This window comes from Novosphingobium soli (genome assembly GCF_042432915.1).
In the GTDB taxonomy this organism is placed as follows: Bacteria; Pseudomonadota; Alphaproteobacteria; order Sphingomonadales; family Sphingomonadaceae; genus Novosphingobium; species Novosphingobium soli.
On the sequence record NZ_JBHLWK010000009.1, the window covers coordinates 18,441 to 30,356 of the forward strand.

General features: G+C 69.0%; 11 protein-coding genes. 3 read left to right on the top strand and 8 right to left on the bottom strand.

What is annotated here, in order from left to right; translation table 11 throughout:
- The first annotated feature begins 41 nt into the window (after nt 1-41).
- Nucleotides 42-1,253: an MFS transporter gene (locus ACFFJC_RS05490; protein WP_379486494.1), complete on the top strand. Its 1,212-nt coding sequence runs from the start codon at nt 42-44 to the stop codon at nt 1,251-1,253.
- 204 nt (nt 1,254-1,457) lie between these two features.
- The gene (locus ACFFJC_RS05495; protein WP_379486495.1) at nt 1,458-2,645 is read left to right on the top strand and encodes an acyltransferase family protein; all 1,188 of its coding nucleotides are present in this window, start codon (nt 1,458-1,460) and stop codon (nt 2,643-2,645) included.
- Between the two features lie 53 nt (nt 2,646-2,698).
- Here ACFFJC_RS05495 and ACFFJC_RS05500 read toward each other — a convergent pair whose 3' ends face one another.
- From ACFFJC_RS05500 to ACFFJC_RS05535, 8 genes are all read right to left on the bottom strand, one after another.
- Nucleotides 2,699-3,865, bottom strand: coding sequence for a thiolase family protein (locus tag ACFFJC_RS05500; protein ID WP_379486496.1), 1,167 nt, complete (start codon nt 3,863-3,865; stop codon nt 2,699-2,701).
- Nucleotides 3,865-4,269, bottom strand: coding sequence for a Zn-ribbon domain-containing OB-fold protein (locus tag ACFFJC_RS05505; RefSeq protein WP_379486497.1), 405 nt, complete (start codon nt 4,267-4,269; stop codon nt 3,865-3,867). Before ACFFJC_RS05505 ends, ACFFJC_RS05500 begins: the two co-directional genes overlap by 1 nt.
- Before the next feature lie 100 nt (nt 4,270-4,369).
- Complete coding sequence (locus tag ACFFJC_RS05510) at nt 4,370-5,290, bottom strand: TIGR03619 family F420-dependent LLM class oxidoreductase (protein WP_379486498.1); 921 nt, start codon at nt 5,288-5,290, stop codon at nt 4,370-4,372.
- A 39-nt stretch (nt 5,291-5,329) separates the two neighbouring features.
- Entirely contained in the window at nt 5,330-6,538 is a 1,209-nt protein-coding gene (locus ACFFJC_RS05515) for a CaiB/BaiF CoA transferase family protein (protein WP_379486499.1), read from the bottom strand.
- Nucleotides 6,525-7,709, bottom strand: a complete 1,185-nt coding sequence (locus tag ACFFJC_RS05520; RefSeq protein WP_379486500.1) for a CaiB/BaiF CoA transferase family protein — start codon at nt 7,707-7,709, stop codon at nt 6,525-6,527. Before ACFFJC_RS05520 ends, ACFFJC_RS05515 begins: the two co-directional genes overlap by 14 nt.
- Nucleotides 7,706-8,461 carry an SDR family NAD(P)-dependent oxidoreductase gene (locus ACFFJC_RS05525; RefSeq protein ID WP_379486501.1) on the bottom strand — a complete coding sequence of 252 codons (756 nt, stop codon included), beginning with the start codon at nt 8,459-8,461 and terminating at the stop codon, nt 7,706-7,708. The genes ACFFJC_RS05520 and ACFFJC_RS05525 overlap by 4 nt, the downstream gene beginning before the upstream one ends.
- A 77-nt stretch (nt 8,462-8,538) precedes the next feature.
- The gene (locus tag ACFFJC_RS05530; RefSeq protein ID WP_379486502.1) at nt 8,539-9,969 is read right to left on the bottom strand and encodes an aromatic ring-hydroxylating oxygenase subunit alpha; all 1,431 of its coding nucleotides are present in this window, start codon (nt 9,967-9,969) and stop codon (nt 8,539-8,541) included.
- A 22-nt stretch (nt 9,970-9,991) separates the two neighbouring features.
- Nucleotides 9,992-11,278, bottom strand: coding sequence for an amidohydrolase family protein (locus ACFFJC_RS05535; RefSeq protein ID WP_379486503.1), 1,287 nt, complete (start codon nt 11,276-11,278; stop codon nt 9,992-9,994).
- A gap of 295 nt (nt 11,279-11,573) precedes the next feature.
- On the opposite strand from ACFFJC_RS05535, the gene ACFFJC_RS05540 reads away from it, so the two are divergent.
- Entirely contained in the window at nt 11,574-11,909 is a 336-nt protein-coding gene (locus tag ACFFJC_RS05540; RefSeq protein ID WP_379486504.1) for a 2Fe-2S iron-sulfur cluster-binding protein, read from the top strand.
- The last annotated feature ends 7 nt before the right edge of the window (nt 11,910-11,916 follow it).

The window sequence follows — 11,916 nt, forward strand, 5'->3', positions numbered from 1 at the left end:
CTGCATTGACGGCGGGGCAGGAGTTCCGTCGCCATTGGCCGATGGTGCTGGCGGCGATGATCGGCTTCTCGTTCACCTCCGTCATCACCGCGGCGATGGGCTTGTTCATCGGTCCGATCAGCCGCGAGTTCGGGTGGAGCATCACGCTGGCATCCTCCGGTGTGTCGATCACCGCCGTGCTCACGTTCCTGTTCTCGCCGCTGTTCGGTCTTTTCATTGACAAGTGGGGCGTGCGCCGCATGGCGCTTCCCGGACTGGTTCTGAAGGCCGGCGTCATCGCTTCGCTCAGCCTGCTGACCGGTGCGGTGTGGCAGTGGTTCGCGGTGTGGATCGCCTATTCGGTGGCGGCGCTCATGACCAAGTCCACGGTCTGGACCGCATCCGCGAACAGCACGTTCCAGGCCGGCCGCGGGCTGGCGCTGGGGCTGGTGCTCTCAGGCAGTGCGCTGGCGCAAGCCTTCACACCCCTCATTTCCGAGTACCTCATCCGCCATCACGGCTGGCGCATGGCCTTCGTCTGGCTGGCGGCGGGCTGGGGGTCGCTGGCGATCGGGACGTGCCTGTTCTGGCTGCGCGACGGCTATGAACTGAGCCGCAAGGCCCGGCGGGAACAGGACGGGACCGGCGCGTCCGAGTCGCTGCTCGACGTGCCGGGCCTCACCGTGGGCGAGGCGCTGCGCGACGGGGCGGTGATACGGATCGCCATTTCCACGTTCCTCGTGATGATGGTGACGATCGGCCTGGTGGTCCACCAGTTCCGGATACTCACGGGCGCCGGCTTCAGCGCGCAGACGGCGGCGCTGGCCGCGCTGCCCGCGGGGCTGGCGGGGATCGCGGGCAAGCTGATCACCGGCTGGCTGCTGGATCGCTACCCGGCGCGCTGGGTCGGTGGGCTGACGATAGGCGCCACGGCGGTCACCTTCCTCATCCTGGTCTGGCCGCAGGCGCCGGTCTGGACCGTGGTCGCCGCGCTCATCGTCAACGGATATGCAAGCGGGACGAAGCTCCAGATCGTCGGCTATGTCACCGCGGCCTATACGGGAATGCGCAAGTTCGGCACGATCTTCGGCTTCATGGCCAGCCTGATTGCTGCGGGATCGGGGCTGGGGCCTTTGCTCGGAGGATGGATCTTCGATACCTGGCACAGCTATGCGCCGGGGCTCTGGGCGGGTGTGGTGCTGACCCTGGTGAGCGCCGGATTGCTCCTGGGCCTGCCGCCCTATCCCGACTGGAAGGCGCCCGGACGGAGCTAGTCTGGAGCCGGGATATGTGCCGAGGGCGATTGCGCAAGGTGCCCTTAGCGTGGCATTAGCAGCGCGATAGGGACGCAGGACGGAGAGGGCGCGGACCCGATCCGCCCTGATACAAGCGGGCCGTTGCAGAGCGGTGCCATCGGGACTAAACGGGCACTCGCCAGCGCGCCCCGCACGGAGGCCCGCCTTTACAACGGAACGTCGATGCAGCCCGCCTCCACCCAGCGCCACTATGGAATGGACTGGCTGCGCATCGGGGCCTTCGTCCTCCTGATCTTCTATCACGTCGGCTTCTCGTTCACTCCGTGGGGGTACCAGACCCCTTCGCGCGGGGTCGTGCCCTGGGCCGAGATCCCGCTGCTGGGGCTGAGCGCCTGGCGGCTGGCGCTGCTCTTCGCGATCTCCGGCTATGCCAGCGCCGCGCTTCTCGCCAGGGACGGGGACACCGGCACGTTCCTCCGGAGCCGGCTGCTGCGGCTGGGCATCCCGCTGCTGTTCGGGCTGACGGTGATCGTGCCGCCGCAGCCCTACATGGGCCTGCTCCACAGCGGCTATGCCCATGGCTACGGCTATTTCCTGATCCACGACGCGTTCAGCTTCCGCCGCGTGATCCACGAGAACCTGCCGGCGGTCATGCACCTGTGGTTCGTGATCTACCTGCTCGCCTATACCGTGGCCCTGTGCCTGACGCGAATGCTGCTGCCGGCCGGGACCGCGGCTGCGATCGCCCACCGGGCCGAGAGCATCCTGGCGAGCCGCTGGCTGCTGCCCGCGGGCTGCGTGGCGATCTACGCCGTGCGCGCCCCGGGCGACGGCTGGACCGATACCCACGCCCTGTTCACCGACCTGGCGGCGCACCTTCACTACGGCGGCATGTTCCTGTTCGGCTTCCTTCTGCGCGGCTCGGAGCCGCTGCGGCGGACCATCGCCCGTGCGTGGCGGCCGGCGCTGGCGGCGGGGCTGGCCGGCTACGCCTTCGTGGCGCTGGAGGCGTGGCATTTCCCGGGGAACGTGCGCACGCCGGCGGCCTGGATCGAGCCGCTGGACTTCGCCAAGGCGGTCCAGTGCTGGGGCACCGTGATCGCGCTGTTCGGGATCGCCGACCGCTTCTGGAACCGCGACGCCCGCTGGCGCGCGACCCTGGCCGAGGCGGTGTTCCCGGTGTTCATCGCACATCAGACGGTGATGGTCCTGGTCAGCTACTGGCTGCGCGACAAGGGGCTGTCGGCCTTGCCGGAGTTCCTGCTGCTCTGTGCTTCGGTGACGTTCGGTTCCTGGCTCTTCTACCTGGCCGGCCGCGAGATCGGGCCGCTGCGCCCGCTGATCGGCCTCAAGCGCGCGAAGCCCCGGCCCCGTCCCAAGGCGGTCGCGCAGGCCTTCCCGGCGCGCTGACCGCCATCTCCGACCTCGCGGGAGGAGAGCCCGCGAGGCCGGAGCCGTAAGCCTCAGTCGCGCGCCAGCAGCAAGGCGGCGGCCAGCGGTCCGCCGCCCGAAGTCGCCACGGCGACTTTCGGGTCGCCGGGAACCTGGCGCTCGCCGGCCTTGCCGCGCAGCTGCGTGACCGCCTCGTGCGCGAAGCCGAAGCCGTGGAGGCGCCCGGCGCCGAGCTGCCCTCCGGCGGTGTTCAGCGGCAGTTCGCCATCGCGCGCGATGCGGGTCCCGCCCTCGATGAAGCGGCCGCCTTCGCCCGGCTCGCAAAAGCCCAGGCCTTCGAGCCAGGTGATCGGCAGGAAGGCGAAGCCGTCGTAGAACTGCGCCACGTCGACGTCGGCGGCGGTGTAGTCGGTCCGCTGCCAGAGATCGCGCCCGGCGTCGTAGGCGGCCGGCCATTCGACCTGGTCCCAGGAGTAGCGGTCCACCGAGCCCGACATCGCGGCGATCCGGATCGGCTGGCAGGTCACTTCGTCGAGCGCGTCCCCGGCCGAGACGATGATGACGGTGGAGGCGTCGGAGAAGCGGTCGCAGTCGTAGAGGCACAGCGGCGTGGAGATCATCCGGGCGCCCATGTACTTGTCGAGCGTCAGCTCTTCCTTGGTGATCGCGCGGGCGCGCGGGTTGAGCATGGCGTTCTTCGATCCGTTGATCGCGATCTGGCCCAGTTGCTCGCGGGTCATGCCGTACTTGTGGACGTGGCGCGCGGCGTACTGCGCGGTCCAGCAGGCCGCGGAGGTGGCCCAGAACGGGCTGGTCCACTGCGAGGCGCCGGAAACCGTGTCCTGCTTCGTCCCGGCCATGTACTGCGCGGGATCGGCCATGCCGCCCGCCTCGTAGACGGTGCGAAAGCACAGGACGTGGCGACAGATGCCTTCCTTCACCGCCCAGGCGGCCATGCCGATGGCGGAGAGCTGCGCCGGCTGCTCCAGACCGCCCATCTGCCACTTGGACTTGATACCCAGCGCCTCGATGATCTCGTCGGTGCCGACGGGCGAGAAGGCCAGGTAGCCGTGGCTCTTGCCCGGGAACGAGAACACGCCGTCGATCTGGTCGAAGCTGAGGCCGGCGTCGGCGATCGCCTCCTTGGCGGCGTCCACCGTCAGCAGCAGCGGATGGCGCGGCAGGCGCACGCCCACCTCGGACTGGCCGATGCCGGTGATGTAGGCTTCCCCGCCCATTACTGTGCCTTCTCGAACAGAGGGTAGAAGATGCCTTGCTGCTCCTCGAACACCACGCGCACGCGATCACCGAAGGCCACGGCATCGACGGGGCAGTCGACGATGTTGGTGGTCAGGTAGACCCCGGGAACCCCGTCCAGCGCCACGCGGGCGATCACGTAGGGGACCTCCAGGTCCTTCGCCCAAGGCTGGTAGTTGACGGTCATCGTGTCGATCACGCCGGTGCCGGCGACTGCGTGGGGCGCGACGTTTTCCGACTGGCAGTGCCGGCACAGCATGCGGGGAGGGTGCGTGTACTGGCCGCAGTCACCGCAAAGGACGATGTTGAGCTTGCCCTCCGCGCCCCCCGTCCAGAACGCGGTGTTCTCCTGGTCCAGCCTGGGCCTGGGCCGCGGTGGGTTCATGATCGCTTCTCCCGGTTTGTGGGCGATCAGTCCGACCTTGGCGGGCCGGCGTCAATACGTCCTCAGCCACTCATCGCGGCGACGTTCGAGCCGCGGTGGCTCACTTTACCGCCGGCATGATCTCCTCGGCGATCCACTGCGTGTAGTCGTAGTACGCCTCGATGCTGGGCAGGGGCGGGATCGGAATGGAGCTCCAGGTGACGCCCAGCGTCCGGAACCAGCCCAGCCGGTCGAGGATCTCCTGCCGGCTCTGGCCGGGACGCGCGGTGGGATCGTCGATCACGGCATGACCCTCGCCGACGCGGCTGGTGGACATGCCGTAGTAGATGTCCGCCAGCTGGCCGTTGTAGTCGGGTTGCGAGCGGATGAAGTCGATCCGCGCGGGGATGTCCTCCGGCTTCGTCAGGAACGGCCACCAGCCTTGCGCATAACGGGCCACGCGCCGCAGCACCGCGTCCGCATCGCCGCCAAACCAGACCGGGATGTGCGGCTTCTGCACCGGCTTGGGCTCGAAGGCGACCTCGCGGAAGCGCACGTAGCGGCCCTCGAACTCGGGTTCCTCCTGCGTCCAGAGCGCCAGGATCGCCTGGATGTACTCCTCCGCCATGGCGCCGCGCTCGTGGAACGGGACGCCGAGCAGCGCGAACTCCTCCTCCAGCCAGCCGACCGCGAAGGTGATCGTCACCCGCCCGCTCGACAGCCAGTCCATCGTCGAGAGCGCCTTGGCGGTGACGATGGGATGCTGCGCCGGCAGGATGGCGATGCACGAGTTCACGCGCAGGCGTTCGGTGGCGCCCGCGATATAGGCCATGGCGGCATAGGCGTTGAAGTAGAACGGGCCGGACAGGTCGACGTGGCTGCGCGGGATGACGTGATGCTCGGGCACCGCGATCATCTCGTAGCCGAGCTGCTCGGCCCACTGGGCGAGGCGGGTCTGGTCGGCCCCGGTGACGTCGGCCTCCCAGGGCTGCGTCGTCGCCTTGAGCCGCAGCAGGTGCGGCATCGCGAAGCCCAGTTTCATGGCGTCCTCCCGTCGTGCAGGATCGACCGCGCCTTTTCGCTAGTCGATCACCTTGCGCGCGATCAGATCGTTCATTTCCTCTTCGCGCAAGCCCAGCAGGTCGCGATAGACATAGGCGTTGTGCTCGCCAAGCAGGGGGGCGCCGCGTTCGACGAGGGGCGGATCGGGGCTCATGCGCCAGGATGGGCCGATGATCGGGCGGGTGCCGTTGCGATGATCGGAGACCATGCGGAAGGCCTCCCGGCCCCACAGGAAGCCGTCTGCGCACAGGTCCATCGAGCTCATCGACCGGAACGCGGGAACCCCCGCCTGGCGCAGAGTTTCGGCCAGTTCGCCAGCGTCGCGGGAGCGGGTCAGCGTGGCGAGTTCGGTATCGAGCGCGTGGCGGTTGCGAAGCCTCTCGTCCAGCGTGGCGAAGCGCGCGTCGGCCGCGAGGGCAGGGGCGCCCAGCACGCGGCAGAGCGCCTGCCATTCCGGCTCGTTCGCCGCTGCGATACTTGTCCAGGCATCGCCGGCGCAAGGGTAGGCGCCGTGCGGGCAGATCTCCGGGTGGAAGTTGCCGTCGCTCTCGGGCACCTTCCCGGTGACGGTGGAGGCGAACAGGCTGTCGCCCACCAGGCTGGTCATCGTCTCGACCGCGGAGAGGTCGATGAACTGGCCCTCGCCGGTGCTCTCGCGGTGATGAAGCGCGGCGATGCAGGCCAGCGCGGCGCAGGCGCCCGCGCTCGAATCGCCGTAGCGGATGTTCATGCCCTTGGGCGTCTCGCCTTCGTGCCCCACCAGCGCGGTGAGGCCGGAGAGCGCGGCGAAGCAGGGGGCATAGCCGGTCTGGTAGCCGAGCGGTCCGTCGCTGCCCCACATCTTGATCGCACACTGAATGAGGTCGGGCTTGACCGCCTTCAGGCTCTCGTAGTCGAGGCCGGAGCGTTCCATCGCCCCGGGGCGGATGTTGTCGATCAGGATGTCGGCGGTGGCGACCAGGCGCTTGACGAGGTCGAGCCCCTCGGCGGTCTTCATGTTGACCTGGACCGAGAGGATCTCCTGGTTGATGGACAGGAAGTAGGGCGCCGCGTCGATGTCGACGCCGCCATAGGCGCGCATCTCGTCAAGGTTCGAACGGCTCTCGATCTTGATGACCTCGGCGCCGAGATGGGCGAGCATCTTGCCGGCGTAGGGGCCGGCCCAGACCTTGGTGAGCTCGACCACGCGCACGCCCGCGAGAGGGCCGCCACGATCACGCGGGGGCATGGGGAACCTCCTTCGTCATGCGCTTCACCTCCTGCTGGTCGGCGCCGAGCGCGGGCGCCGGCGTCCGCACGCGCACGGGGGTGGCGCTCATGCGGTAGCAGGCGCCCGGGTAGGCGACGGTGCCGAAGACCGGATGCTCGGCCTGCTGGAAGAAGCCGCGGTGGATGAACTGCTCGTGGCGGGGCAGGTCGGCCGCCGTGTTGACCGGGACCATGGCCACGCCCGCCTTCTGCGCCGCCTCGGTGATCGGCAGTTTCTGCTGGAGCGCGATCCACGGCCCGAACCGGTCGCGGAACTGCGCGACGTTGGCCGGCGTGCAGTCGAACTCCAGCCAATCCTCGCGAAAGGCGCCGGCCCATGCGGGATCGCCCATCAAGGCACAAAGCGCCTTCCAGTGCTGGCGGGTGGTCATGAACAGGAAGACGTGGCCGTCGGCGCAGGCGAACGCGGTGCCGGGGCCGCCCATGTCGTAGGCGGTGCGCTCCTGGCTCGGCTCGGCCTCGCCGGCGAGCATGCGGTCGAGCACGCAGTCTATGCGGTTGAGCTGCACCTCCACCTCGGAGACGTCGACGAACTGCCCTCGGCCGGTGCGGCGCAGGCGCAGCAGCGAGGCCATGGTGCACATCGCCGCGTCGATCCCCGCCTCGTAGTCCGGCAGGAACCGCCCTGCGCCCTTGAGCGGCGGCTTGTCGCGCGGGGTCTCGCTGGGGCTGTGGTAGGCCCAGCCGCCGGCATTGACGACGTTGATCGGGTGCAGCGTCTGGAGCGTCGCCGGAGCGCCCTGGCCGAACGGGGTGACGAGGGTGTGGACCAGAGCCGGGTGGCGCCGGGCCACGGCATCGGGCGCCAGGTCCCTGCGTTCGAGCCACGCCTCCGCGTGATCGTCCACCAGGGCGTGGGCGCGCTCCAGCAGCCGGTCCAGCAGGGCGCGGTCTTCCGGCTGGTCGAGATCGAGCACCACCGACTGCTTGTTGGCATTGAGGTACGCGAACAGCGCGCTCTCGCCCTCGCGGAACGGGCCCATGCCGCGCGTCGGGGCGCCGCCGGGCCGCTCCACCTTGACGACCTGCGCGCCGAGATCGGCGAGGAGCTTGCCGGTGTATTCGCCGCTGACTCGCTCGGCGGTCTCGACGATGAGGAGGCCGGCGAGGGCGCCCGGGGTCTGGTTCATAGCGATTGCCCGTCGTCGATGGTGAAGGTCGCGCCGGTCACCTGGGCCGAGGCGTCGGAGAGGAGGTAGAGCAGCATCGGATCGAGCGCGTCGGCATCGAGCAGCCGGCGGCGGTGCAGCCCGGCGATGTCGGCACGGCCCCGTTCGCTGGCGAACCACGCCGCGTTGATCTCGGAGGGGATCCAGCCCGGCTGCAGGGTGTTCACGTTGATGCCCTGCCGGATCCACTCGCGCGCGAGCTGCCGGCCCAGGTGCGCGAGGCCGGCCTTGGTGGCGGCGTACATCGCGTCTCCGGTGCCGTTCTGGTGCGCCGTGATCGAGCCGATCAGAACGACCCGCCCGTCACCCCTCTCGCGGCTGCCCGCCGCCATCAGCCGCCGCGCGCCTTCGCGGGCGACGAGGTAGCTGCCGAGCAGGTTGGTATCGAGCACGAGGGCCAGCCCTTGTGCCGCCACGTCGGTCGACCGCCCGCCGGTGCCGATGCCCGCATTGGCGACGATCCCGTGTACCGTCCCGAAGTGCGCCTCGGCGGCATCGAAGGCCGCCATGACGGAGCCCTCGTCGGTCACGTCCAGCGCGACCGCCAGCGCCCGCCCGCCGATCTCCTCGGCCAGCGCCTGGGTGCGGTCGCGCCGACGGGCACCGAGCACGACCTGCCCGCCCGCCGCCGCGATCGCGCGCGCGAAGCCGGCGCCGATCCCGGAGGACGCCCCGGCCACGAGCGTGGTGCGGCCCTTGAGGGAGATCTGCATCGACATTCCCTAGCGGGCCGGCGCGAGTGAGCAGGCGATCCCGCCGGGGCGGCGGGTGGCAGGCAGGTTCGGCCGCCTCACCGGTTCTGCAGCGCCTGCCAGTCGGGCAGCTTGGGCGGCATGGCGACGTACTTGTCGATCGCCAGCTCGAAGTGCCGGATGCGGATTTCCTGGTAGTCGCCCAGGGTGAGGCCCGGCTTGGCCGAGGCTTCCAGACCTTCCTGCTGGGCGTAGAGGTTGTCGGTATCCTGATCGAGGATCACGCCGAAGCCCGGGTCCATGCCTTCCGCCTCGGCGAAGGACTGGTGGTCCTCCAGCACCTGCACCTCGGCCGTCTCCACGTAGCTGCCGTCGCGCGGCTTGGGGCGCATGAACATGACTTCGTAGATCGTCCGGCGATGGTCCTTCGCATCCGGACGGAAGCGGTAGATCATCGGCAGCGAGATGCCGGGGAAGAGGAACAGGTTGGGGAAGAAGGTGTAGCTGTAAGTGTCGAGCAGCTCGGTGTCGGAGATGCCCGAGAGATCGGCCTTGGTCGCGTTCTCGAACATGGCGCGGAACATGTCGGCCATGACCTGCCGGGCCCGCTCGCCCTCCTTCAGCTCGGGCCGGGAGCCGCCCAGCGAGGAGCTGTCGCCCAGCGTGAAGTTGTCGATGATGTCCTTTTCGGAATACCTGTCGCGCAGCTTGGGGCTGACGACGCCCAGCGTCGAGATGAAGCGGTTCACGTGCTCGCCGTAGACGTCGTACTGCGAGTTCACGTCGCCATTCGCCGGCGCGACCTGGGGGTGCGTGTCGCCGACGTGGTAGGCCTCCATGAACGCTTCCATGGTCAGCTTCCAGTTGGCCGGATAGCTCTTCTGGACGTGGAGGTAGATGTACCGGTCCTCCAGCTTCCAGGCCTCCATGTGCGCCATGATCTCGGGGCCGAGGTAGTCCGCCAGGCCGGGCGCCTCGGGGTCCATGTTCAGCCACACGAAGCCGCCGAGCAGCTCCACCCGCGCTTCGGGCAGGCACATCTTCTTGCCCGCCGTATGCGCGAAGTCCCACTTCTCGGGGATCTCCTTCAAGGAGCCGTCGAGGTTCCAGGTCCAGCCGTGGAAGGGACATTTGAGGTTCGCCGCGAAGCCGGCGGTGGCCGAGGGCTTGAGCTTGGTGCCGCGGTGCAGGCACGCGTTGAAGTGCGCGTGGATCGCGCCTTCGTCGTCGCGGGTGACGATGAAGGAATAGGGGCCGATGTCGTAGACGTAGTAGTCGCCAGCCTCCGGAATGTGGTCCTCGCGGCAGGCCATCTGCCACGTGCGCGTCCACATGCGGGTGAACTCGGCCTCGGCGAAGGCAGGATCGACGTAGCGGTCCTTGGACACGTCCTCGCTTCCGAGATAGGCGTAGCTTTCGCTCGCCGCCCAGCCGGGCGCGGCGACTTTGTCGCGGGCGATGATCTCCTGCGTGGTCTCGGCCGGGCACCGGGCCTCGCCGGGCTGCAACATGCCGGTTTCGACGTTCATTCCCTGCAACTCCTGATCGAATTCATTCTGCCGCCTGCAGCACCGGCGTGCCGGCGCCGGCCTGCGCCACCAGCGTGGACTTCTGGACCGCGCCGCCCTTCATCACGAAGACGACCTTCTGGGGTCCGGCGAGCACGGACATGTCCGCGAGCGGGTCGCCGTCGACCAGGATCAGGTCGGCCAGCTTGCCCGCTTCCAGCGTGCCGAGGTCGTCGTAGCCCATCGCCATCCCGCCGTTGCGCGTGGCGCAGGCGAGGGCCTCCGCCGGGCTGTATCCGTAATGGTCGACGAAGAACGCGAGGTCGCGTCCTTGCGTGCCCTGCTGGCTCCACCCGAAGCCGTAGTCGCCGCCGATGAGGTGGCGGATGCCGCGCTTGCGCAGCTCGGTATGGGTCCTGATCGAGTTCTCGAGCAGCTCGGGAATGTTCATGTAGCCGCCCACTTCGGGGGTGAGCCCATGCGCCGATGCCTCGCCCGCCATGATCTGCGCAAAGAGCCCGACGGTGGGCACGACGAAGATGCGATCCTTCGCCTCTTCCATCATGTCGAGCAGTTCCGCGTCGGCGTACTCGGTGTGGAACAGCCCGTCGACGCCGGCCCGCACGCAGTGCTTGGAGCCTTCGATCGAGCGGGTGTGAGCGTTGATCTTGCGGCCGTAGGCATGCGCTGTCTCGGCCGCGACGCGGATCTCCTCGAAGGTCATCGGCGTCGTATGCGCGGGCGTGCTGGGGTAGAAGGGGTCTCCCGAGACGTCGAGCTTGATGTTGTCCACGCCTTCGCGGCAATGCAGGCGCACCGCCCGGCGCATCTCCTCGACACCGTCGACGATGGTGGAGGGCCCGACCCGCGGATTGTGCGCCTTGCTCTCGTCCCCCATCGCGCCGGTGACGGAGATCTCCAGGCCGCCGGCGCGGATCCGCGGGCCCGGCAGCCGCCCGGCGTTCACCTCGTCGCGCACCGCGACCGCCAGCTTGAGCTTGGCCTCCGAAGCCCCGTAGGCGCTGGTGAAGCCGGCCTCGATCAGCGCCCTGGCGCCCCGCGCGGCGGCGAACACCTGCGTTTCGGGGCTGGGGGTGATGAGGTCCTCGGTCGCGCAGACGTTCTCGAAAGAGAGGTGCGCGTGGCCTTCCGTCATGCCCGGCATGCAGAACAGCCCGGCCGCCTCGATCACGGTATCGTCCCCGCGGATCTGCGCAGGGGCGCCGCCGGCCGAGACGATCCTCTCGCCTTCCACCACAAGGTCGCCGATGGCGGCCTCCGCGCCGGTGGCGGGGAACAGCCTTGCATTGCGGATCACTGTGCGGCCCACGTTTCCTCTCCTCAGGGCGTCCGGGAGGCGCGCCTTGCCTGCGGTCCCGGTCGCTGCCCTTCATCTCGTGTGCTGCCGAGACTAGGCGGGCGGCGCCCGGCGGCAAATGACTGGCCCTGCAGAACCGGTGTCCCCTGACGGCGGGCGCCGGCGCCGGCTTCCGGGGCAGTCAAGTGCCGCCGCAGCGCTGGTGCTTTGCAAAGCGCGCGGGAGCGGGGCATGAAGAGGCAGCAGCGGCGGAAATGGCGAAGCGCCATTCGCAAGAATGAACTGGATCGAGAGGAAATCGCAGGCGATGGGCAACCTGAAAGTCACCATGACCGACGTCGAGGGCGAGACCCGCACGTTCGAGGACGTGGAGGACGGCATCAGCCTCATGGAACTGGCCAAGCAGCGCGGCGTCGCCGGGATCATGGGGGACTGCGGCGGGGGCTGCGCCTGCGCCACCTGCCACGTCTACGTCGAGGATGCCTGGTGGGACAAGGTCGGCGGCCCGGACGACATCGAGTTCGCCATGCTCGACATGGTGGCCGACGTCATGAAGGACAATTCGCGCCTCGGCTGCCAGATCCGCATGACGCCCGAGCTCGACGGTCTCGAGGTCACCGTCGCGCCGGCCTCGTCCTACTGATCGCCGC

Coding starts and splice junctions, on each gene's coding strand:
- ACFFJC_RS05490 (WP_379486494.1), top strand. CDS start 42: ATGGTGCTGGCGGCGATGATCGGCTTCTCGTTCACCTCCGTCATCACC.
- ACFFJC_RS05495 (WP_379486495.1), top strand. CDS start 1,458: ATGCAGCCCGCCTCCACCCAGCGCCACTATGGAATGGACTGGCTGCGC.
- ACFFJC_RS05500 (WP_379486496.1), bottom strand. CDS start 3,865: ATGGGCGGGGAAGCCTACATCACCGGCATCGGCCAGTCCGAGGTGGGC.
- ACFFJC_RS05505 (WP_379486497.1), bottom strand. CDS start 4,269: ATGAACCCACCGCGGCCCAGGCCCAGGCTGGACCAGGAGAACACCGCG.
- ACFFJC_RS05510 (WP_379486498.1), bottom strand. CDS start 5,290: ATGAAACTGGGCTTCGCGATGCCGCACCTGCTGCGGCTCAAGGCGACG.
- ACFFJC_RS05515 (WP_379486499.1), bottom strand. CDS start 6,538: ATGCCCCCGCGTGATCGTGGCGGCCCTCTCGCGGGCGTGCGCGTGGTC.
- ACFFJC_RS05520 (WP_379486500.1), bottom strand. CDS start 7,709: ATGAACCAGACCCCGGGCGCCCTCGCCGGCCTCCTCATCGTCGAGACC.
- ACFFJC_RS05525 (WP_379486501.1), bottom strand. CDS start 8,461: ATGCAGATCTCCCTCAAGGGCCGCACCACGCTCGTGGCCGGGGCGTCC.
- ACFFJC_RS05530 (WP_379486502.1), bottom strand. CDS start 9,969: ATGAACGTCGAAACCGGCATGTTGCAGCCCGGCGAGGCCCGGTGCCCG.
- ACFFJC_RS05540 (WP_379486504.1), top strand. CDS start 11,574: ATGGGCAACCTGAAAGTCACCATGACCGACGTCGAGGGCGAGACCCGC.